Below are 22860 nucleotides of genomic sequence, written 5' to 3'. Positions count from 1 at the left end.
TTTTTATACCCTTATAAAGAAGATAGGTGAAAAGTATGCAGAAACGATTTTATAAAAAATGTCTTTTAACGTTAATGATTGCTGGAGTGGCAACGAGTAACGCATTTCCTTTACATCCTTTTGCAGCAGAACAAAACGTAAAAACATTGCAAGAAAGTGCGGAAAATTATTCGCTAGGGCCAGCTGGATTCCAAGATGTTATGGCGCAAACGACATCGAGCATATTTGCAATGGATTCATATGCAAAATTAATTCAAAATCAGCAAGAGACTGATTTGAGTAAAATAAGTTCCATTAATAGTGAGTTTAAAGGAAATATGATTCAGCACCAAAGAGATGCAAAAATTAACGCAGCGTATTGGTTAAATTATATGAAGCCTCAAATTATGAAAACAGATCAAAATATTATTAATTACAATAATACTTTTCAAGCGTATTATAATAGCATGCTAGTAGCGATTGAACAAAAGGATAGTGGAAAATTAAAAGCGGATTTAGAAAAGTTGTATGCGGATATTGTAAAGAATCAAAATGAGGTAGATGTATTATTAGGGGATTTGAAAGCTTTTCGCGATAGAATGGCGAAAGACACAAATAGTTTTAAAGAGGATACAAATCAATTAACAGCAATTTTAGCAAGTACGAATGCTGGCATTCCGGCTCTAGAGCAACAAATAAATACATATAACGATTCAATCAAAAAGAGTAATGATATGGTCATTGCTGGTGGCGTACTTTGCGTAGCACTAATAACATGTCTTGCTGGCGGACCGATGATTGCGATTGCGAAAAAAGATATCGCAAATGCAGAAAGAGAAATCTCCAATTTAAAAGATAGAATTTCTGGCGCACAAGCTGAAGTGGCAATATTGACAGATGTAAAAAATAAAACAACAAATATGACTGAAACAATTGATGCAGCAATTACAGCATTGCAAAATATATCAAATCAATGGTATACAGTAGGGGCAAAGTATAATAATTTACTGCAAAACGTAAAAGGAATCAGCCCTGAAGAATTTACCTTCATAAAAGAAGATTTACATACAGCGAAAGATAGCTGGAAAGATGTAAAAGATTATACAGAAAAATTACATGAAGGCGTGGCGAAGTAAACAGTGGACTAGTTCCGCTGTTTATTTTTTTATCCTGTTTTTTGTGAGAGTTGGACTTGTAATTTGATATATAAATTTTCTGTGTTTTTTATCTATGTTATTAATAACATTTAGACAAATTGATACTAATAACATAGATGAATTTCTGATGGGGTACCATCAGAAAAATGGGGATTTACAACGCTAAGTCCATTTTTAAGCCGATCCCCTCATTTTTAACCATGTTAAGAAAGTTTCAATGGTCTTAAAGAATGTAACGAGATCATTTTTTGAATTAAAATGGTATTCTCCAAGTAAATTAAAGAGTAATTATTAAACAAAGTAAAGGTAGAAGTTGAAATAAGTAAATTGTTTTCAATCTTATAAAATATATTATTTTTGTATAAAAATAATATATTTTATAGCTCTTTTTTATTATTAGTGTAATACTCTAATCATTTGCAGCAGAATAGGGAAAAAAGATACCCTAAGGTGCCTTCCTCCGAATTGATATTAACCATGTTAAATGCTTGCCGGTGCATCGATTGAAACATTGATAGTAGTAGGACTTCCGAAAATAGAGATTTTTACAGCATCAACTACTATCTCATTGCTATCTTTATTTGATTCATTTCCTTCAACCATTCTATCTAGTTTGTCTGACCATGTTAACCCTGTAGCTTTTATCATGGCTTTAACAGTGTCTAGGTCTGGAGCGCCATTATATAAAATACTGTTAATTGTTTTATCATCTCTTCTCAGGCTCACACTAACCCATTTAGCTTCTGATGTACTATCTTCAGCTTTTGTGTAATAAAAACGATGAGTTTCAGTGCTTTCTTCATATTCAAGATTAAAAGGTAGTATTTGAATACCTTGATTAACTGAATCGTCTTTAATATTGTTGTAGTTTTGCAGATATTGATCTGTAGTCATATCCTGAAATGCTAATTTCCCTTTTGGTTTTGTTTCATCCTTTTTGTATGTAGGTTCAGATGACTTTGATTCAGTTGTAGTTTTCTCATCTGGGTTACAAGCAACCACCCCCATAAGTAATGCGCTAAAAGTTAATGCTGTAAGTAATTTTTTTTCATTATTATGCTCCTTCGTTTACAGATGACTTTCAACCAGCTTTTTAGCTTCCTTGTGAAAAATACGGCGTTTTCTTCTCTTGTTACTTCTAATTTAGTTCTTTTTGTACCCGATTTACTAATCAATTCGAAGTGAATATAACCGTTAGTTAGTGACTTAGGTTTCTTAAATTTGATTTTCTTAATATCCTGGTATTATATCTCTACAATCCTCTTGCTAATGTCCAACACTTCTGAAGATTTGAAAGCGATTTGTTCATTATCGACGATTAAAACCCAGTTATAAGTCCTGAATTATTTCATCTTTATATCTCTCAAATAAAATATTTAAAGTAAGTATAACAAATTAAGGTCATCCATTTTGTTATACATTTTTCCTTTGTAAAGCGTAAAAAAGTAATGAATAGAACGATTGGATTATAAGAAGGCAATATCCAAAGTAATGTGAGATGCGTATGTTAATAATTTTTAATTTGAAAGTCTAGTTGCATCTTACGTTAAGGACGTTCTTTTGCAGTTATAACTATCTTGTTAGAAAATAGGGTCTAAGCTTCAGATGACAAGAATGGAAGTCATTCAAATAGAAACGAATCCTGTAATAAAACATTTAGTCAAAAAAGTGAATTCCAGTATGAGTTCTGATGTCTGTACTAAAAGTAAAAATCATAAAATCCGTTTAAGAAATTATGTGTAAAAGGAATAAACGGTGGTTATCCGACATGTCCTATCTGCTACAGCACAGAATAAGAAAAACCTATCATTGAATCAGAAAATGAACGATTGAAGAAAAAATGATAACAGTTTGCTCAATATGCTACGTTAATCCGACTGTTAGAAGGATTGAAATGAAAATATTGTTCGATTTAATAAAAGTGGTTGGCAAGCATTATGGATATCGAAAAAATATAGGGGAAGTACATTAGAAAATAGCAGATGGGGAATTCGGTATAGAAATCGATGTACTTGAAAAAATAGAAGTGCATTTAGTAAGACAGCCAACAGGTTAAAAGATTGGACTTTCTGATAAATGATTGTTATATACCTTTAACAAACTACATTTAAGCATTGCTCGCCATAACAACTTAGCTTTTTCAGTAGCTTAGATATTAGAACGTAATTTCGAGGTTGTAATAAGAAAGGGTGACGATTACGCGTGTAACGGAACAGGGGTAACTCAAAACGGTATTGGAGTGGATAGTAGGTATCCATTGGGATCATGTGCTTGCGAAGCAGGTGGTCGCCAGTCCCATAGAAGACGAGTACATGAAGAAATCGCTGCATTAACCATGGGGCAGGCAGATAAGAAGAAAATTATATCTCGTTCAATGGGGTTAGGGACATGAAACAACTAACACTGAAAGGTAATTAAACAAAAGCTTTATTTGAATTAGTTTTATTAATAAAAAAGAGCCGTATTATGGATCTTCTTAAAAAATTTATTAATCATTTGTTTTCTAACTAAAACAAAAACCCCAATTATATACTTTTCAGGAAAGTTAACGGAAGGTGACATTAATTGAATTAAAATTTGTATTTATCATTTGAATTAACCTTTACTGTTTCTATAAGTTCATGTTGTATACTGAAATTCGGTAGTAACAATAGAAATAGGAAATCAGACAAAAACAGTAATCTATGTAGAACCAGAGGTTACTTATGAATTTTTTACTATTCTTAAATATGAGAAGTTTATTATAGGTAATGTAGATTAATTAGTGGAATAGGTATTGGTAACGATAGGATAAAAAAGTCAAAATAAATAATTTTCGTTATAATTTTACCGCTTAACCGGAAAAAATGTAGCGAAAATACTATTTTGTGTTTGTTATAATTTAATTGAGTTTTTTATGAACTGTATTGTATTTATTCAAGTTCAGTATCTTATTCACTGTGTTTTAAAAAGCATTCACTTGTAATAAAAGTGAATGCTTTTTAATTTGTAGTTCTATTAAAGAGAACTTAATTAGCATGAAACGATTTAAAACCCTATAAAATCGTTTCATGCATATTTAAAGGAGGAAAATCATGATAAACAAAGCAATTGCTGAATGTATTGGTACATTTGTATTGGTACTATTTGGAACTGGAACAGCTGTAATAGGTGAAGGAGTGGAAGGAATCGGTATTTTAGGAATTGCGATGGCCTTTGGATTATCAATTGTTGCTATGGCATATAGCATTGGAACAATTTCTGGTTGCCATGTTAATCCTGCGGTATCTATTGCCATGTTTATAAATAAACGGATGACGGCTAAGGAGCTTGCGTATTATATAGTAGCACAAATCTTAGGTGCTTTATTAGGAACTGTAACCTTAGTAACCATTTTAAAATCATCGGGAATGACATTAAGTAACTTAGGTCAGAATAGTTTTGGAAATTTAGGGGCATCGGGTTCATTCATAGTTGAATTCGTGTTAACATTTGTCTTTATTTTAGTTATTATCGCTGTAACTGGTAACAAGGGGATTACTAATTTAGCTGGAATTGTAATTGGTCTTACTTTAGTGTTAGTGCACTTATTAGGTATCTCATTAACAGGAACTTCTGTTAATCCTGCACGTAGTTTTGCACCAGCATTATTTGCTGGTGGAGAAGCTATTTCTCAATTATGGGTATTCATTATTGCTCCAACCTTAGGTGGAATCGCTGCTGCTATGGTGGGGAAATCTTTATTGAATACTGAGAAATAACATTATCTATTTTTAATAAACACGTTGTCTTATAATGTGATAAAGATAGCTTGATGTGATAATTAATAGTATCCACTTCAAGTAGTAAGAGAAAACGTTATATTTTGCCATGATTTGAAAATGCCTCCAATTGGAATTGGAGGCATTTTCATTTAATATAAGAAAATATGTAGAGTCAATAAAATTCATTAATTTAGTGAGTCTTCTATATAAATACAAAAATAGCCGGTACTCGAATTGAGTATCGGTTATTTTTCCGTGTCATAATATCTATTATTGCTTTCCCATCTTTGCAATTATATTATAACTTAATGGGATTTGTTAAACGTTTTCATTTTTTCCTCTAATAAGGAAATTTAAGAAAACTTATTGAAAAGGATCTGTGTAATAATAATAACTGACAACTAAATAGGTTGTCTCCTTAAAAATTGCAAGAGCAAGATCCCTTATTGTAAACCTCTTCTGCATTCCTAGCCAGAAGAGGTTTCTTCCAATATAAATAGAGAATCTATCTTGCTTCCTCCTTTACTTTTGCTAATATGAAAAACTCAGATATTCGAAATTGATTATTATTAGAATCAATGATGTACCTTTGTGTATTATTAAAAAATGATTTAAAAAATAAGAATAATGTGATGCGAAATTTCCGTATCAAGAGAAAAATCATTAATTTTTTTGAAGAATTACTTTGATAGAATAAATATAAGAAGTTTTTCTTTGGTATTCGTCTCATGTGCCTAAAGAATTTGTATACAAAAAAACAAACATATCCAATGTATGTTTGTTTTTTTTGTAGCTAATTAAGAAATATTTTTGACTAGATTAATAATAGGTATTTAAAATAGGTTCAATACAATTAATGAGAATAGTAATGCTTGAAATATAAACATGCATTTTAACACATAAGGATAAATTTTAGGAAACCTATTTTTGCTTGTAACAGGAAATTTTATATTATTTTTAAAGTTTTTTTCATGAAATAATAGATTTAATCCTTAAGTATCTCCATGTTTTCATAGGAGATGTATACTTTCTGATTATAAGTGTTAGTTTATGAACTGTTTACTAAGAAAACTCCTCAATACTATTGAGGGGTTTTCTATTTAAAAAGCGGGATGTAAACTACTCGCCACTTAGCAAAACTTAAAGTGGGAGCTTCTCAAGTTCCGAGACGAAAGTAACCTTTCGTCTCCCTGAGCGTTACTTCGGGGTGTTCCAACCCTAGATGTTCAACGCATAGGCGCTCTTTTGGTACGGTTGATATTTTACGGAGGAACCGAATGCCTTGGTTTTCGCACTCTATTTTCTTCCTGCAACCTTCTATATCAAGTTATCAAAGAACTTCATATAGCTAATTTATCAAAAGTTTTTGGCTATGCCAAACCGAAACAATTATCCCACCTATCGTTGGGCTACGCCCTTCACATGCTTGAGGAAGGAGAATTCTTTCGGGGAATACGTTAAAAATTAAAGTCTCTATATTCACCATTTTTAATTTGAGAATTAGAACAGATTATACGGTTCTATTGAAATCTAAACGATAATAATTCATTTTAATATCATCGGCAATTCAACTATGTATATAGAAATACAAATGCAATGACTAAAATTATATGTTTTGTTACGCTATAACTAGCTTGATTTGTTTTCAGCTTAAACATAATAAAGCTTATTTGAATATTTTTAGGAGGTTTTTTTGAATGAAGTTATGTAAGGTGAAAACCTGGTTACCACTATCTGCAGCAATGATTACAATAATATCAAATCCAGTAGGGGCTGCAGCTTCAACAGTCTATACGGTTCAAAAGAATGATACTATGGAAGCGATAAGTAAACAATATGGAGTATCCGTACAATTACTTAAACAAGCTAATAGCAAAGCAAATGATCAAATTAATATTGGAGAACGTTTAACAATACCAAGATCGTCAACTGCAAACGAGTATGTTCAAAAGAATACTTCAACAGCTTCAACTAATACATATCAAGCAATTTACCAGGTGAAAAGCGGAGATACATTAAGTTCTATATCACAACAATATAAGGTTTCAATAGAGTCTATAAAACAAAACAATAAAATAGACGGAAATCATATTTTTGTCGGTCAGCACTTAAAGATCAATACTGGTATTTCATTACAAGAAGTGGACTTAATGGCTCGATTAGTAAATGCAGAAGCAGGAGGGGAACCTTATGCAGGGAAGGTTGCGGTTGCAAAGGTAGTGTTAAATCGGGTTAACACTAATGGCTTTCCAAATACAATTAAAGACGTAATTTATGAACCCATTAAAAACGGTTATGCATTTACTCCTGTTACAGACGGTAGGATTAATCAGCCTGCTACTCAGGAAGCAAGAATGGCAGTAGAAGAGGCTCTCACTTCCAAAGAAACAAATTCGGATTGGCTCTATTTCTATAATCCTCAAACATCCACTGACAAATGGATTACAACACGTCAAACTGTGGCACAAATTGGAAATCATCTGTTTGCTAAATAATAAATAATAATTGAAGTTTATTAAACTGTGACTATCTTTCATTTATATGCGTTTGCGTGTTAAAATTCATTTCATTATGTCAAGAATAAACCGACTCACTTTGTTTTTTTGCGTGAGTCGGTTTATTTGGAAGAAAATCAGGGTTTGCTACCCCATGTTGTTATGGCATGAACTTTTAATCAAATAGTAAATCATTAATATCTTGGATATCTTTTTTAGTAATAAATTGATGAATGAAATAAACCGGTGAATCATTAGGGTAAGAAGTTGTTCTATCATTGGTAATTATAAGATCGTATTTTGTTGAATTGTCTAGGTTTAAATGAATATTTATAGACTCTTCAAAGTGTGCCTTTAAAGTCATATTGGCAAGTTTTGCATACGCTGGATTTCCTGAAAAAGAAAATAATACATTCTTTCTGGAATAGGTGGAGTAAAGAATATGAATTGTGTGTTGTGCTAGGTGACTAATGTCATTTTCATTAAATTTATTCTCGTTGATGGTAGTATTCCACTTAGAAATAATAAGATGATTTGTATCATACATTTCTTTTAAGCTGGGAACTAGGTAATCTGGCTGTGTATAAAAGCAGTCCATTGAGAATTTATACTGTTTAGCAACATAAAGTTTATAAAAATAGATACATAATTCCGATTTTAAATAGTCACTTTTGATAGTATGTCTTTTATTATTAGAAATAATCATATCCACAAGCTTTAAAAAATCTTGATAATAGTTTTCGTTTTTTTTCTCAAGATATTTAAGAGTTTTGACTTTTTGTTGCGTAATACTAGTTGAACAAAGAAAGAAAGCAAGATTTAATGTGTCTATTTCGTCCTGAGGTAGGTTCACCATACAGTAATCCTCAATGATCGAAATTATTTCATTGAAACAAAGTGATTGTTCGAATGTAAAAATAACAGGGAACTTAATTTTAGTATCTGCGAAATGCTTGCCAATAATTCTCTGAATAGAGACATAAATAATTACTTTTAATAAATTAGAATCTATTTTTACATTATGCGAATTAAGAGTGTTGTTAATATTTTCCGTTAAATCGTTTGGTAGTGAAATTACATTTGTATACTGTTCTATACTAAAGAAAAAAGCTTTATAAAGAAATCTTATATTGATTTCTTCTCCGTTAATTTTAATCAAGCCTAGTTTAAATTCTAAATTATTGGGAGTTAATATAGATTTTTCAAAATCCTTTAAATTACTCCGTAATGTGGATTTATTTATATATAAAATTTGTGACCACTTTTCTAAAGAATAATACTTATTTATGAATATTTCTGTAAGGATTTTGAAAACCATATTGTCTTTTATGGATGACATAATAATTGGAGAAAGACTGTCAGTTGTTGGTTTTTGTAACATGTAGCCCCTAGATTTTTCTCCGATTATATCCCAAGTTTCAGGAAGCGAAATATTAAGTTCACTAATTTCACTTGTAATAGTCCGATTTGAACAGTTAATTTGTTTTGCCAATTCAATGGAGGATATGGATTTTTGTTCTCCACTTAGTATTTCAAGGATTTGAATTTTTCTTTTTGCAGATTTGTTATAAATTAAGCTTGATACAAGTATATTCATAGATTGTCTCTCCTAAAGCTATTCCTAAAAATTTACATAGCTTTACAAAATACCCTGAATTTATTTTACAAACATAAGATTGTAATGGCTAGTAAAAAATCTTCAATTTATTTATGTTGTAATTTTCGTTTTTTTTATAAATTGTCATATTTTTTATAGTGGAAATTTACAGTTAATTATACTTTTGAAATCTACAAAACTGTAATTACTTTCTTTTATGGGGAAGTGATGTGACTTTATAGAAAGAGTCGCTGAGATTGTGATTCAGAACTGTTTATCTTTTGTGTTGTGTATGTCCTATCATTAAACTGTTTGAAATACCTGATTAGGGGATACGTGAAAAAGAAAGATTTAGAAGAGAAAGGTAATATTAAGTTGCTGTAATGCTTTAGAAAACAATTGTAATTCATCAGAAATCGATAAACTCATACAAAAAACGCGACTCTTTCTGTATATTTCTACAAAAAGAATCGCGTTTTTGTGTTTTATGGATACAATTTTTTAGCTTGATGGAGATGTGGTGGTACCCCATTTATGGAATGAATATGTTTGGTTATCCGGTAATATCGCTGTAAAATATGTGTTAATAATATATTATGTCTAGAAAAGGAGATTGTTTTTTGAAATATATATTAAGAAAAAAAGTTAAGGGTATTTTTATAGGGTTATTAGTATTGGTGATAATTGCTTCCATTTTTGTTTATTATAAATTTTTAACGCCTTCAGCAGATATTAAGCAATACAAGGAATATTATGCTCCAAAGACAATACAAAAAGTATTGAATCAAGGAGAGGTAAAGGTCACATTTTTAGGAACATCATCATTATTATTTGATGATGGTAATACACAATTAATGATTGATGGTTTTATTTCTAGGCCATCTTTACCAAGGATAGTGTTTAGCAGTTTAAAAACAGATGAAGATACTGTAGATAGAGTTTTTAATAGAATAGGGGTTGATAATAATAAACTTAAGGGATTGTTTATCGCACATACACATTATGATCATGCATTTGATTTAGCTTATATTGCTAAACGAACTAGAACATATGTATATGGTTCAGAATCAACAATCAATGTAGGTCTTGGTGGTGGTATAAATAAGAAACAGATGTCTGTATACGAGATAAATAAGGCTATAGAGTTTGGTGACTTTACTATCACTGTCCTTCCGTCAAAACATTCACCAACCTTTGACGAAGGGGAAAAAATAACGAAGCCATTAAAACAACCAGCTAAAGCTTTAGATTATCATGAGGACTCTTCATATGATTTCTTAATTACACATAATAATAAAGCTTTCCTTGTTAAACCAAGTGCTAACTATATAGAAGGGGGATTAGATAATATTCAAGCTGATGTTTTATTTTTAGGAGTAGGGGGATTAGGAAAGCAGGAAAGTACGTTTCTAAATAGGTATTACGAACAAACGGTAGGAAAGGTGCAACCGAAACTTGTTATTCCAATACATTGGGATGATTTCACTAAACCATTGGCAGATACTCTGGAAGTAATGCCTAAATATGCAGATAATGTTAATAATGTATTGGATTTTATAATTCAAAGGACAAAAGCAGATAAAATTGATTTTCAAATACTTCAAGGTTTTCAAAGTATGTATTTCTAAAAGGAGGAGCGTCCATTAATAAAGAAAAAATGTTTTTAAATTTACCTTTAAAGTTTGTTAAAATAGAATTGCTTTTCAATGATGGGTAATTTGCGATATGTTACTTATTTCTTTATGTAGGGAATAACACCACTATCCTATGTGCATAGTGGTTTTGTTTAGTGAGCTATCAAAATTAAAAAAGAATGATAAAATTTATCTATATGACAACGGTACAGAATAATAACATATCGTGACGAGAATATTAAAAGTTACACCTGAACAGTGAAAAGTGATAGAAGATCATGGTAAGACAGAAGTAACTCTTGTGACATGTATATCTGTTTTAGATAATTCGAAGAGTATTATCATAACGGATGAATTGGTACAAGTAAAAAATATAAATTAGTGTAAAGGAAAGGGAAAAACCTTTCCTTTTTATTTTGAGTTTTCTCTAGATATACAGTGATCGCTTGTATGTAAAATACAAATTTTGCACAATTAATGTAAAAAAACATGTAATCAATTGAATAAATTAAAATTCTAATAATAAATTCTATTTTTGCGTATATTAACGAAAAAATAGATAAAAACTCACAGTGTGATTATGCGATAATCGATATATTAAGTTCATTTGAGTCTACAACAAGATGAAAAACATGTGAGATGTCGGCATATTCTTCTGTACGTTGAAAGGTGTTTAAATACCCTACCCTAGTGTATTTATTATACATAGCACTACTTTTGATGAAAAGCTCTGTTTATCCAAGGCAGGGCTATTTATCATTTAAGTCGATTAACTGAGTGCTTTCGTTCTATTTATACTCTTTATAAAATTTGCAATGGATCCTTATGATGGTTATTTTGTTGGAATGAAAGTGTAGAAAAAGTAAGCAACAGAAGAAACTCATTAAACATGTAAGAAATAATAGCTTTTATGATAGTCTAATGTGAGGGTCAAGGGGAAATGAATTTTAGAAACTAATGAAAAAATATGAAGTAGAATTGGATTTGTCAATGATGAGGCTTATATGCACTCAATAGGTATAGGGAAGTTAGAATAACACCAAACTACTATAAAGATTATCCTAGATGAAAGGATAGAGGAATTTTACGGTGTGATTCACCTATTAACGTATTTATCATAAAAAGTACGAGGAGAGATATTATGGAGAAAGTATTAGATACCTTTAAAAATCGTTTAGGAAAATCAGTAGGTTCATTAATTGTAATCATTATAGGTATTGTGGCGATTTTTGGATTTCAAGAAATAAGAATAGAAACAGTAAAAGGCTTTTATAGCAGTATATTTAATGGCCGGGGAAGTTTAGACATGATGTGGACATTGGCTATAAATCTTTTAAGTTTAGTTTTTAATATTGTAATGATATGGCTATGGTTAAAAGATATATTGAAAGATAACTATGAGGATATGGATCCTACAACTGTAAGAGTTGTATCAATAATTGTAGCAATGATTCATGTTATATTTTCACTTATGTTCATTACCTATGTTTTTTCTAACTTATTGGGAATTGTGGTAGGTATTTTGATCTTCGCTGTAATTATTTGGGTACTTTATTTAGGAGTTAAAAGAAGAAGAAATAAGGACCGAAAATAATGAGGATAATTTCATTATAAGCAGTATACCAAAGAGAACCTAACCGAAACGGAAGGGTTCTTTTTGGTATCCAAAAGTAGATACCTCTATTAGGATGAATCACTTTGAATGGCCATGAGTTTGGTGAATAGATAAAGTTTATTTCATGTTTATAATCGCTATGAAATCGGTATATTAAATAAATAGAATAGCATCTAGGGCAACGGCAGGTAATGGATTTGTGATTGCTCATGGGAATAGTGCAGACGGTATTGCAAAGTTTCAGTCTGGGGATATATAATTTTAAATTTATATAAAAATGAAGAGACACATGAACTGGTTGCTTATGCAGCTGTAATTGATGGTCAGTACTTAGATGGATATGTGAAAATTAAAAAGTCTAGTAACATTTTGATATGAGAGTTAAAAAGAGCAATAGCTATACATTGCTCTTTTTTTTCTATGTATCTCTAACATATGGTGACATGAAGCGAGAGGGAGGATGATTTAGATATACGTTTTGATTAAAAACGGTATTTAGACGAATGCCTTCTTACTAATGTGCATATTTCAGAAGTATTATGTTGCTATCGAGTTAAGAGTGAGTAAGGATGTTTTAGAGTAACTATTTTATACCTCCGCATTTTCAAGAGAGAGATCTTCTGTCGGAAAATGAGAAGGTATAAAATTAGAACTTTAGGTAAGGGATAACTGCCTTATAATCGTAAGTCCTAAGTCTAAGTTTTATAGTATACTGTATGTATCCTATATAATATGAGTACATATATATGGTAAAGGCGGTGAATATAGTATGTATAAAGTTGGATTAATCGGTTTAAAAACTTCTATAGATCAGATTCTAGGCATGGTAGAAGAATACAAACATGAGTTGGAATTTACCTCTTATTCCTATGAACAAATAGAGGAAATAGAGAGAATTGTAAATGAATATACTCCTCATGTCCATGCGTGGCTTTTTTCTGGCCCGCTTCCCTATGAAATTGCAAAAAAATATATAGGCACCGATAAAATAATGGTTTATGTTCCTGCTACAGAATCAGGCTTATATAAATCTCTTTTAGAGATGATTTATGAACAGGGGAGAATTATTGAGAAACTAAGTATCGATACAATGTCTTTAAATAATATTAGTGAAGAAGCTTTATCACAGTTACATATAAAGAAGCCACAGATTTATACGAAAGTATTTGATTTGGATATTGATATGGAGGAATTATTAAATTTTCACATGGATTTATGGGAAAAAGGAAAAATATCAGGAGTCTTAACTTGTTTCCCGTCAGTATGTGATTCCCTAAGAGAGCGTGGAATTCCATCTTATAGAATGTCGATGAGTAAGATGGAAATTCGCCAGACACTCAGAATACTTTCTGAGAAAGTAAAAGCCGCCTATTTTAAAGATGCACAAATTGGTGTCGAAATCATTGAAGTTGAGTATTTTAATAAAGTTGCGGAGGAAATGAAGACTCCATATCATTTGCAATACTTGGAGATTAGATTGAAAGAAATAATGATTCAGCTTGGTGAAACAATTAACGGGTCTGTTTCAGATAAGGGCAACGGTAGATATATGATTTTTAGCTCTCGTGGTGCAATTGAAAGAGAAATACAGATGCTGCAAGATGCTATTCAGAGATTAGCGTTTGAAGCAGATACAACTGTTGCCGTTGGAATTGGTTTTGGTGAGACTGCATATTCGGCAGAAATTAATGCTTTTCGTGCAATTCAGCATTCTAAGGGAATGAAAAAGCGTGGGATTGTAATTGTTCAAGATGATGGTACAATTGTTGAATCGCCGGGTGATAAAAAAGAATTAAGTTTTACAATTCGTACCCAAAGTGAATTCCTTTTAGAGAAATTAAAAAAAGGAAATATAAGTGTGAAAACGTATAAAAAAATATCGGCTCTTATAGATAAAATGAAATGGAATTGCTTCACAACAAAGGAATTAGCGACACATCTTGAGATGACAGAACGGAATGTGAGACGTATTGTTACGGATATGTGCGAGGTTGAATTGGCACAATGTATCGGGCAAGAGACCTATGCAACACGTGGGAGACCAAGTAAAATTTATCGATTGTTATAAGCATCCATTAGGGGTGCTTATTTGTTTTGTAATTCATACAAGATTTTATTTATCTGAAAATATTGAAATTTCTTTTAATAACTAATATACTTCATTTAAGGAATTTTTTCCTTAAATACACCTAAAATAGAATTTCTAATGAAGTTTAAATTGAAAAGGAGTTGAAATACATGTCTCAAATAGAAAGAGTTCATAATTTAATTGAAAATATTCAAGGTGAAGTTGTTAGTTGGAGGAGGCATTTGCACAAATATCCGGAACTATCATTTCAAGAAGAAAATACTGCACAATTTGTTTTTGAAAAGCTACAAAGCTTTGGTAATCTAGAAATTTCACGTCCGACAAACACAAGTGTTATGGCTCGTTTAATTGGTAAGCAGCCAGGAAAGGTAATTGCATTACGGGCAGATATGGATGCGCTTCCAATTGTGGAGGAGAATGATTTTGACTTTGTGTCACAGAAGAAAGGCGTAATGCATGCTTGTGGACATGATGGACATACGGCAATGTTACTGGGTACGGCATGGGTTCTTGCACAATTAAAAAATCAAATTAAAGGGGAGATTCGTTTTATATTTCAACACGCTGAAGAACTTCCACCTGGTGGTGCTCAAGAGTTAGTACAAGCTGGTGTACTAAATGGAGTAGATATGATTGTTGGAAGTCATCTGTCGTCGGCGCTTCCTGTGGGTAAGATCGGCTTAAGTTACGGTCCAATGATGGCTGGAGCAGATACTTTTAATATTACGGTGTTAGGTGAAGGAGGACACGCATCGCAACCTGAATTAACGATTGACCCCATTGTAATTGGAACTCAAATTGTTACTAATCTCCAACATATTGTTTCGAGATATCGAGACGCTCAGGAAACACTTGTAATTTCAGTGACTCAGTTTAATGCAGGAGGTGCAATTAATGTTATTCCAGATAAGATAAGCATAGGGGGATCTGTTAGAAGTTTTAATCCAGAATTAAGAGAAAAAGTTCCAACTTTTATCGAACGAATAGTAAAGGGAATTACAGAAGCACATGGAGCTACATATGAATTCAATTATCAGTTTGGCTATGCTCCGACTATAAACGATGAAGAAGTAACAAGATTGATGGATGAGACAGTATGTGAAGTATTTAGTGAAGACAATCGAGAGATTTTAAAACCAATTATGGGGAGTGAAGATTTCTCTGCCTACCAATATATGACTCCATCATCTTATATTTTTATAGGGGCTCGTAATGAAGAAAAAGGAATTATCTATCCTCACCATCATCCCAGATTTACTATTGATGAACAAGCTTTACGATATGGAGTACAGTTATTAGTTCACGGTACTTATAAGATGTTAAACCTAGCGTATTAGGGGGATAAAAGTATGAAAATCATACATTGGCTTAGCTTTATTCCATTCTTAGGGTTTATTGTAGGGGCTTTATTTACAAATAAGGTAAATCCTTATGTTTTTGGAATGCCATTCTTCCACTTTTGGATTGTACTTTGGTCACTTATAACTACAGTTATCTTATCGATTATTTATAAAATAGATCCCACTAACCGGAAAGGGGATTCAAGATGAATATTTCAGTGTTATTCATTTTATGTTTTTTCGTCATCCCTATTTTGATTAGTATTCGTGCTAAAAAGGGGCAAGAAATGGATTTAGAGCAATGGTCGGTTGGAGGTCGTGGAATGGGAGCCCTGTTGATTTTCCTTCTGTCTGCAGGCGAAATGTATACGACCTTTACCTTTTTAGGGGCAAGTGGTTCAGCTTATGGAGAGGGGGGATCTATTTTTAGTATCATAACATATGGTTGTTTAGCAACGGTAATCTCCTACTGGACCTTTCCTGTTATTTGGAGGTATGCAAAGAAACATAAGTTAGTTTCACAGTCGGACTTTTTTGTGAAAAAATATCAAAGTCCTTATCTTGGGGTACTTGTTGCAGTTATTGGTGTAATAGCCTGTACATGCTATTTAGTACTGCAATTGAAGGGACTAGGATATATCGTTTCTGCAACATCTTACGGTGCTATATCTTCTACAACAGCTATTTGGTTTGGAGCGATAGGGGTAACTGTTTTTGTGATGGTTTCTGGTATTCATGGCTCTGCGCAAACATCGATTTTAAAGGATATTTTAATTCTTGGGATTGTCGTATTTTTAGGACTTTATTTTCCTATTCATTATTATGGTGGGATTCAACCTATGTATGAGGCAATTGAAAAAGTAAAACCGAACTTTACCATACTGCCTGAACAGGGGATGAGTATATCATGGTATATATCAACAGTAATATTAAGCTCTATTGGATTTTATATGTGGCCACATGGTTTTTCACCCATTTTTGCTGCATCAAGTGAAAAAGCATTACGAAAAAATGCAATTTTAATGCCAATGTATCAATTAATTTTACTATTTGCCTTTTTCGTTGGATTTGCTGCAATCTTGCGGATGCCAGGATTAAATGGTAGTGATATTGATACTATCTTGCTGCAACTGTCTAAACAAGCTTTTGACCCATGGTTTGTTGGTGTAATTGGCGGAGCGGGAGTGTTAGCGGCACTAGTACCAAGTTCATTATTATTAATGGCAATATCAACATTGCTTGCCAAAAATATATATCAAGTATTTAATCCATCTGTAACGGAAATGCAGCTTGGCAAATTGGTAAAATACTTAGTCCCATTTATTTCTCTTGTAGGAATTTATTTGACCTTTAAAGGAGGGAATACCCTGTTTAGTCTAGCTCTAATTGCTTATAATTTCATTACACAACTCGCTCCTGCATTTTTTGCGAGTTTGATGAGAAAGAACTTTGTGACTAAACAAGGGGCATTTGCTGGGATTATTACAGGAGGGTTGTTAGTCTCAATTATGGACTTAGGAAATATTAGTATTGGTAAACTATTCCCTGGTTTTCCTCAGGTTATTAAAGATTTGAATGAAGGGATTATCGCTTTATTTGTGAATATTGTAGTTTTAGTAATAGTCAGTTTGATGACCAAAAATATTTCAAATGTTCATCGGGACAAGACAATTGTAATTGAGAGTAAGACCTAATTTGATTCTAAAGGGAATTACTGTAAAAATATAAGAAATTGACGAAAGTACAACTGATGCATGGTTACTCTTTTGTAATATTCATTTTCTGCTTAAAAGGAAAAAATATAAATATTTAAGTGGTGAAATTATGTAAAAATAAATAAGTGGGCTCATTCCACTTTTTAATAGTAACTTCATATACGGGGAAGGGTTTTCCTTTCCTTTGAGCGTACAGCAAATGAAAGGCAGTCGGGTAATATTATATTCTTCTGCTGTACGTTGAAAGGTGCGGAAACACCAGAATAAAGATTATTTATGATTTTTATAATTCCTATTTTTTAAAATCCTGTATATTCCTATATCTTAGGATGCCAGTTTTTTTGTCATTTAAGAGTAACTAATGGGTTGCTCTTTTTTGTCATAAAAGTAACTTTTAATTATATTATAGATATATAATGTAAGCTTAATGAAGCCATAAAGAGGAGATGATAAAGTTAAATAATAAAAATCAAGATATTTCTTTGGTAGCATCGAGTGCTCTTCAAGAAGTTTTAAAAGCTATTGCCGAAAGTGAAGATAACAAACTTTATTTTTAAGTGAAGACTTCGAAAATATTAAACTAGTTACAGTAATATTTGAGTAAATTTAAAAGCATCCATTCGGGTACTTTTTATTTTGGAGGAGGATGAATGATGAGTGAACAGAAGAGTGCATTATCAGTAAGGGGGGCGTGGATACGAAATAAGCGAATGAAAGCATGTAAAGAATTTACTACTTTGGTTAATGAATGTGTGGAAGCATTTGAAAAGTTGTTTTTTTTATATTAGAATTTCTTTATCGTTGTAAATCCGCATTTTCCTGTCGGAACTCTTGATCAAGTCTTTTAATTTTAATGTTTTAATGAAAAAAGCTATACTGTAAGTAAAATTAAAAATTGGAAAGGAAATACTAGAACATGGAAAATTATCTATTATTTATTCTTACAGCAATGCTAATCATAATAATGCCTGGTCCTGGTTTTGCACTAGTTACAAAAAACACTATCTCGCATGGTAAAAATGGTGGGATAAAGACTGTTTTAGGAACGATATCTGGAATGATGATTCATACAATAATGGCTACGCTAGGACTCTCTGCCATCCTAATGAAATTTGCTATGTTATTTACATTTATAAAATATGCTGGGGCTTTTTATTTAATTTACTTAGCTGTAAAGTCAATTAAAAGTGCCTTACATAAAAAAGAAGATATGTCAGGTTCAGTAGAAATGTACTCTAAGGATATTGGGGCAATTAAAAGCTTTAGACAAGGATTTACTACGGCAATTTTAAACCCAAAAACCGCTGTGTTTTTCCTTAGTTTTTTACCCCAATTTATTGTAAGTAATCAAAATCATTTCCTACAATTTCTATTATTAGGAGTCACATTTACGACTTTGACAGCAATATGGTATTTACTTTATATCTCACTCATACGTCAATTAAGAACTTTTTTAAGAAAAGAAAGAGTGAACCGTACAATAGAGGGTATTACAGGCGCGGTATTATTAGTATTTGGAGTTAGATTGTTTTTCCAAAAATAAATATGTAAATGAAAAGAGAAATAAATAATGGTGGTTATTTATTTCTCTTTTCATTTATTCTAAAGCTACTATTTTATAATTGATTTCACACCTTCATACTAATTTTATATACATATCTAACTTGAGCCTCAAAAATGAGTTCCTTAATCACTTGATATAGTTTGCTGTATAAGAAAAAATCAAGGTAGTTTAGATACTTTAAGCAAAATTGATACTTCATCTTTTCTCTTAACTAAGCAATTTAATTTTTATGTATTATAACTTAAGGGCTGAGGAACAAATTTTTCTTCAACTACTAACTCGCTAATAAAATTCTGGATATTTTCCAAAAATGTTTACTGTAATGGGATATAAGGAGAACATATATTAGTCATGGTATTTCCTTTTTTAGTTTAATTGTGATGCAGTGGGCCCCCCTATATAAAAGAAACCGCAGTTTACATCCAAACTGCGGTATTTCGACGTACAAGGAATTTCATAAATCATTAGTCACTGTCTAAATTGTACTCCTCATTTATCAATATCTGTTTCTATTTTTTTACTTTGCAAAAGAACTAAGTCTAATTTCTTATAGAATGAAACCAAGGCAATTGTTTAATATATGTATCGCTATTACATATGCAATGGATCTTTTAGAAATAAGATAAGCCACAGTAAGTATCACCGAGCCAGGTAAATAAATAGCAATATCCGAAAGCTGGTTTGTATGAAGAAGTGTAAAAATAATGATCGAAATGATAGATGCAATAGCAGTACCAATATGATAAGAAAAACGATTTATTAATATGTGACGAAACACAATTTCTTCAAGTATTGGTCCCAGAATACCAAATATAAGCAATGTAAATATAATAGGTACCTCTGCACCCGTTTCAAGAAGCTGTTCTTGGTTCTCTGGCTGACCAGTTGCTAGAAAACGCATAATAGACTGTTCCACAATTACCGTAAATAAAACCACCATAGGAATACTTACTATTTTCAAAATTGTCTTCTCTTTAAAATAAGTAAAACTTTGAATGATTTCTTTCCTAAAGAAAATTATTCCTATAATAGCAGGTACAGTAAAACCGATGGCACTAAGAACAAATTCTGATTCAACTAAATTGACATTAGCTAAAAGTGATATGCCAAATAATATGTACAAGCCAATTTGAAATGGTACAAACAGTGTAAAGATTATTAGCATAGTAAGTTCTTTTTTATTCATTTTTATAAAGTTCATTTTATTATCCTCCTAATTAAATTACCTACAATCTTTGAATTTTCTTTCTGCATTAAGTTCTCCTTCTAAATATATTTATATAAGATTCCAAACCGGACGGTTCGGTCCGAAAACTAATGATACTATAAGTTTCTAGTTTTGTTAATCCTTTTTACAAAGTATTAACAAAATCAAAATGACAAAAATACAAAATACTTATATGTGAGTTTCTTATTTACAATTAAATTTCAGTACTCATTAATTATTAACGATTTCCTTTTTAAAGAATGAAGTGATAAGGCTTTTAACCGCAAGGAATGCGGTAGATATCCTAATATATGAAGTGAAAGTGGGGGTAGTTCAAACACTTTAGCTAAACATATTAATAGAGATTATATATAATAATCATATGTCTATACACTAAAATATATATTTTTACATCTTCTACGATTTTAGGTAAAATTAGTTGAATAAAATGACTGAATTAAACAATTGGTCATGTTGTTTTTGGCAGAAAATTCACTCTGATTATACGGATAATACAATTTGATTAACCTCTTTTCAAACTGTATTGTTTGAGGTTTCCATAAGATATTTCTGTTCCAAATTTATTTATACTTACAAAAAAATTAAGAAAATAGAGGTAAACATTACCTGGAATATTAAGATCGTTTTTATTAGGAGGATTACAAAGCATGACTAAAGTTGATAAGGTAAAAGAAAAAATTATTGAAACATCTTTATATTTATTTAATACAAATGGGATAACTCGCACATCCATCCAGGATATAATGACAGCTACTGAACTACCTAAAGGATCTATTTATCGTAGATTCAAAAATAAAGAAGAAATTGTCCTTGCTGCCTACGACAAAAGTGGTGAGATTATGTGGAGTCATTTTCATAAAGCAATGGAAAATAAAAAGACAGCAATCGATAAAATCCTTGCAATATTCCTTGTATATCAAGATGCAGCTAATAATCCTCCTATTGCTGGAGGTTGTCCATTACTTAATAGTGCAATTGAAAGTACTGGAGTATTTCCAGAATTACAAAAAGCAGCAGCAGAAGGTTATGACGATACAGTAATGTTAATGGCTTCTCTCATAAAAGAAGGAATAGAGAAACAAGAACTTAAAGAAGATATAGACATTATATCACTTGCTTCTTTTCTTACATCTTCAATGGAGGGAGCTATTATGGCAAGTCGAGTATCTAACGATAATATACACCATCATTATTTTATTGAACAAATAAAACATCATCTTGTCACTTATTCTAAATAAGTGAAAACTTGCATTGTTTTTATCCAATTTTTATAGACTTAAATTGAATAAATACCCCTCATAAACAGTATTTTCTGTTTATGAGGGGTATTTGAATAGTTATTAGTAAAGGTAACTTTTTAGACGATGTTTCATGTTTCTTATTGAAAGGCTTTGTTATCGTTACTACAGAAAAAGCAAAAAAGAATGAATTACATATAAATCGATTTATATGTTTCAAGTGTATCTATGCTGAGGTTGTAAATATATACAATAAAGTTTCATTTTAAATACGAAGTGTAGTAGAAGTTCAGTTAGATAAAATTCGGTAGTCGAAATTTCTTGCATAAAGCTGTATAATGCTTGTAACGAAAAGGAAATACAGGAAAGGATATGTAATGAGTTACTATGGATAAAGATAAACAACAATTAAGCGTTGAAGTTGCAAGATTATATTATCAGTCAGATTATAGTCAGCAGGAAATTGCTAATAAATTAAATATTTCAAGGCCGACTATCTCTAGATTATTAAAGTACGCGAAAGAAAAAGGATTTGTTCAAATTAGCATAGCCGATCCATTTGCTGATTTAGATAACGTTGGAAATTTACTGAAAGAAAAGTACAACTTGTTAGAGGCACATGTCGTATTTTCTCCAGTGCCAGAATATGCAACGATTACAGAGTATATTAGTAAATATGCAGCTGAGTATATGGAAAAGACGGTTAAAACTGGTGATATCGTTGGTGTAAGCTGGGGAATGACGATGTATGAAATCGCTAGAAAAATTGTACCACAACATGTAAAAGGTGTAGAAGTTGTTCAGTTAAAAGGTGGTATTAGTCATTCGAGTGTAAATACATATGCGAATGAAACGATTGCTTTATTTGCAGATGCTTTTCAAACGACACCAAGAAATCTACCCCTTCCAGTTATATTTGATAATGCAGTGACAAAACAATTAGTAGAGCAGGATCGACATATTCATCACATTATCGAAATGGGGAAACAAGCGAATGTTGCAATTTTCACTGTAGGAACAGTGAGAGACGAAGCACTATTATTCCGATTAGGTTATTTCGATAAGGATGAAACGAATTTGCTCAAAAAACAATCGGTCGGTGACATTTGTTCACGTTTCTTTGATGGAGACGGAAAGATTAGTAGCGAAGAGATTAATCAGCGTACAATTGGAATTGAGTTAGAAGAACTGAAATTAAAGAAACGTTCTATTTTAGTTGCTGGTGGTAATAGAAAAATAAAAGCAATTGATGGTGCGTTACGTGGCGGGTATGCAAATGTATTAATTATCGATCAGCATACAGCAAAAGAATTGTTACATTATCAAAAAGGTTAGAAATAAAAGGCTTTCTCAAGATGTTAATTTTGAGAAAGCCTTTTATTTTGTTATGTATGAATTATGGGAGTGTTTTTTGAATACAAATTGCCTTTTTAAAAATAATTATGGATATTGAGATACATACTACC

The 22860-nt window shown here is 31.4% G+C and carries 17 protein-coding genes and 1 pseudogene; 15 read left to right on the top strand and 3 right to left on the bottom strand.

Annotated features, from left to right (window positions below):
* Window positions 1-35 precede the first annotated feature (35 nt).
* Window positions 36-1115, top strand: a complete 1080-nt coding sequence (gene nheC / locus CER22_RS09780) for a non-hemolytic enterotoxin NHE subunit C (RefSeq protein ID WP_061673168.1) — start codon at window positions 36-38, stop codon at window positions 1113-1115.
* A gap of 501 nt (window positions 1116-1616) precedes the next feature.
* On the opposite strand, the gene CER22_RS09775 is transcribed toward nheC, so the two are convergent.
* Entirely contained in the window at window positions 1617-2144 is a 528-nt protein-coding gene (locus CER22_RS09775) for a hypothetical protein (protein ID WP_088608660.1), read from the bottom strand.
* A 1249-nt stretch (window positions 2145-3393) separates the two neighbouring features.
* On the opposite strand from CER22_RS09775, the gene CER22_RS33620 reads away from it, so the two are divergent.
* From CER22_RS33620 to CER22_RS09755, 3 genes are all read left to right on the top strand, one after another.
* Window positions 3394-3528 carry a hypothetical protein gene (locus tag CER22_RS33620; protein ID WP_255288423.1) on the top strand — a complete coding sequence of 45 codons (135 nt, stop codon included), beginning with the start codon at window positions 3394-3396 and terminating at the stop codon, window positions 3526-3528.
* A 682-nt stretch (window positions 3529-4210) separates the two neighbouring features.
* Window positions 4211-4876: an aquaporin gene (locus CER22_RS09765; protein ID WP_088608659.1), complete on the top strand. Its 666-nt coding sequence runs from the start codon at window positions 4211-4213 to the stop codon at window positions 4874-4876.
* A gap of 1700 nt (window positions 4877-6576) precedes the next feature.
* The gene (locus CER22_RS09755) at window positions 6577-7374 is read left to right on the top strand and encodes a cell wall hydrolase (protein WP_088063015.1); all 798 of its coding nucleotides are present in this window, start codon (window positions 6577-6579) and stop codon (window positions 7372-7374) included.
* Window positions 7375-7549: 175 nt separating this feature from the next.
* Here CER22_RS09755 and CER22_RS09750 read toward each other — a convergent pair whose 3' ends face one another.
* Window positions 7550-8971, bottom strand: a complete 1422-nt coding sequence (locus tag CER22_RS09750) for a helix-turn-helix domain-containing protein (protein WP_088608657.1) — start codon at window positions 8969-8971, stop codon at window positions 7550-7552.
* 620 nt (window positions 8972-9591) lie between these two features.
* On the opposite strand from CER22_RS09750, the gene CER22_RS09745 reads away from it, so the two are divergent.
* From CER22_RS09745 to CER22_RS09715, 9 genes and pseudogenes are all read left to right on the top strand, one after another.
* Window positions 9592-10599 carry an MBL fold metallo-hydrolase gene (locus tag CER22_RS09745; protein WP_088608656.1) on the top strand — a complete coding sequence of 336 codons (1008 nt, stop codon included), beginning with the start codon at window positions 9592-9594 and terminating at the stop codon, window positions 10597-10599.
* Between the two features lie 151 nt (window positions 10600-10750).
* Window positions 10751-10987: pseudogene (locus CER22_RS33615) on the top strand (sortase); the annotation flags it as partial.
* Between the two features lie 759 nt (window positions 10988-11746).
* A complete protein-coding gene (locus CER22_RS09740) occupies window positions 11747-12199 on the top strand; it encodes a hypothetical protein (protein WP_088063017.1) in 453 nt (150 codons plus the stop codon).
* A 790-nt stretch (window positions 12200-12989) separates the two neighbouring features.
* Window positions 12990-14288, top strand: a complete 1299-nt coding sequence (locus CER22_RS09735; protein WP_088063018.1) for a hypothetical protein — start codon at window positions 12990-12992, stop codon at window positions 14286-14288.
* 170 nt (window positions 14289-14458) lie between these two features.
* On the top strand, window positions 14459-15646 hold the full coding sequence (locus tag CER22_RS09730; RefSeq protein WP_088063019.1) for a M20 family metallopeptidase: 1188 nt from the start codon (window positions 14459-14461) through the stop codon (window positions 15644-15646).
* 12 nt (window positions 15647-15658) lie between these two features.
* Window positions 15659-15859: a DUF3311 domain-containing protein gene (locus CER22_RS09725; protein ID WP_088063020.1), complete on the top strand. Its 201-nt coding sequence runs from the start codon at window positions 15659-15661 to the stop codon at window positions 15857-15859.
* Window positions 15856-17343: a sodium:solute symporter family protein gene (locus CER22_RS09720; RefSeq protein ID WP_088608655.1), complete on the top strand. Its 1488-nt coding sequence runs from the start codon at window positions 15856-15858 to the stop codon at window positions 17341-17343. The genes CER22_RS09725 and CER22_RS09720 overlap by 4 nt, the downstream gene beginning before the upstream one ends.
* Window positions 17344-18017: 674 nt before the next feature.
* A complete protein-coding gene (locus CER22_RS33610) occupies window positions 18018-18152 on the top strand; it encodes a hypothetical protein (protein ID WP_255288424.1) in 135 nt (44 codons plus the stop codon).
* Window positions 18153-18280: 128 nt separating this feature from the next.
* Window positions 18281-18907: a LysE family translocator gene (locus CER22_RS09715; protein WP_088608654.1), complete on the top strand. Its 627-nt coding sequence runs from the start codon at window positions 18281-18283 to the stop codon at window positions 18905-18907.
* 568 nt (window positions 18908-19475) lie between these two features.
* Here the strand turns inward: CER22_RS09715 and CER22_RS09710 are convergent.
* Entirely contained in the window at window positions 19476-20129 is a 654-nt protein-coding gene (locus tag CER22_RS09710) for a CPBP family intramembrane glutamic endopeptidase (protein ID WP_088608653.1), read from the bottom strand.
* 674 nt (window positions 20130-20803) lie between these two features.
* Here CER22_RS09710 and CER22_RS09705 point away from each other — a divergent pair.
* Together CER22_RS09705 and CER22_RS09700 are read left to right on the top strand one after the other, a co-directional pair.
* Entirely contained in the window at window positions 20804-21394 is a 591-nt protein-coding gene (locus CER22_RS09705) for a TetR/AcrR family transcriptional regulator (RefSeq protein WP_088608652.1), read from the top strand.
* A gap of 387 nt (window positions 21395-21781) precedes the next feature.
* Complete coding sequence (locus CER22_RS09700; RefSeq protein WP_088608651.1) at window positions 21782-22729, top strand: sugar-binding transcriptional regulator; 948 nt, start codon at window positions 21782-21784, stop codon at window positions 22727-22729.
* Window positions 22730-22860 lie beyond the last annotated feature (131 nt).

The sequence above is a fragment of the Bacillus sp. K2I17 genome, assembly GCF_002209985.1.
Classification (GTDB): Bacteria; Bacillota; Bacilli; order Bacillales; family Bacillaceae_G; genus Bacillus_A; species Bacillus_A wiedmannii.
Note: the sequence above shows the minus strand (reverse complement) of the source record. Positions and strands in the feature narration are given on the sequence as shown.

Coding starts and splice junctions, on each gene's coding strand:
- nheC (WP_061673168.1), top strand. CDS start 36: ATGCAGAAACGATTTTATAAAAAATGTCTTTTAACGTTAATGATTGCT.
- CER22_RS09775 (WP_088608660.1), bottom strand. CDS start 2,144: ATGGGGGTGGTTGCTTGTAACCCAGATGAGAAAACTACAACTGAATCA.
- CER22_RS09765 (WP_088608659.1), top strand. CDS start 4,211: ATGATAAACAAAGCAATTGCTGAATGTATTGGTACATTTGTATTGGTA.
- CER22_RS09755 (WP_088063015.1), top strand. CDS start 6,577: ATGAAGTTATGTAAGGTGAAAACCTGGTTACCACTATCTGCAGCAATG.
- CER22_RS09750 (WP_088608657.1), bottom strand. CDS start 8,971: ATGAATATACTTGTATCAAGCTTAATTTATAACAAATCTGCAAAAAGA.
- CER22_RS09740 (WP_088063017.1), top strand. CDS start 11,747: ATGGAGAAAGTATTAGATACCTTTAAAAATCGTTTAGGAAAATCAGTA.
- CER22_RS09735 (WP_088063018.1), top strand. CDS start 12,990: ATGTATAAAGTTGGATTAATCGGTTTAAAAACTTCTATAGATCAGATT.
- CER22_RS09730 (WP_088063019.1), top strand. CDS start 14,459: ATGTCTCAAATAGAAAGAGTTCATAATTTAATTGAAAATATTCAAGGT.
- CER22_RS09725 (WP_088063020.1), top strand. CDS start 15,659: ATGAAAATCATACATTGGCTTAGCTTTATTCCATTCTTAGGGTTTATT.
- CER22_RS09720 (WP_088608655.1), top strand. CDS start 15,856: ATGAATATTTCAGTGTTATTCATTTTATGTTTTTTCGTCATCCCTATT.
- CER22_RS33610 (WP_255288424.1), top strand. CDS start 18,018: ATGAGTGAACAGAAGAGTGCATTATCAGTAAGGGGGGCGTGGATACGA.
- CER22_RS09715 (WP_088608654.1), top strand. CDS start 18,281: ATGGAAAATTATCTATTATTTATTCTTACAGCAATGCTAATCATAATA.
- CER22_RS09710 (WP_088608653.1), bottom strand. CDS start 20,129: ATGAACTTTATAAAAATGAATAAAAAAGAACTTACTATGCTAATAATC.
- CER22_RS09705 (WP_088608652.1), top strand. CDS start 20,804: ATGACTAAAGTTGATAAGGTAAAAGAAAAAATTATTGAAACATCTTTA.
- CER22_RS09700 (WP_088608651.1), top strand. CDS start 21,782: ATGGATAAAGATAAACAACAATTAAGCGTTGAAGTTGCAAGATTATAT.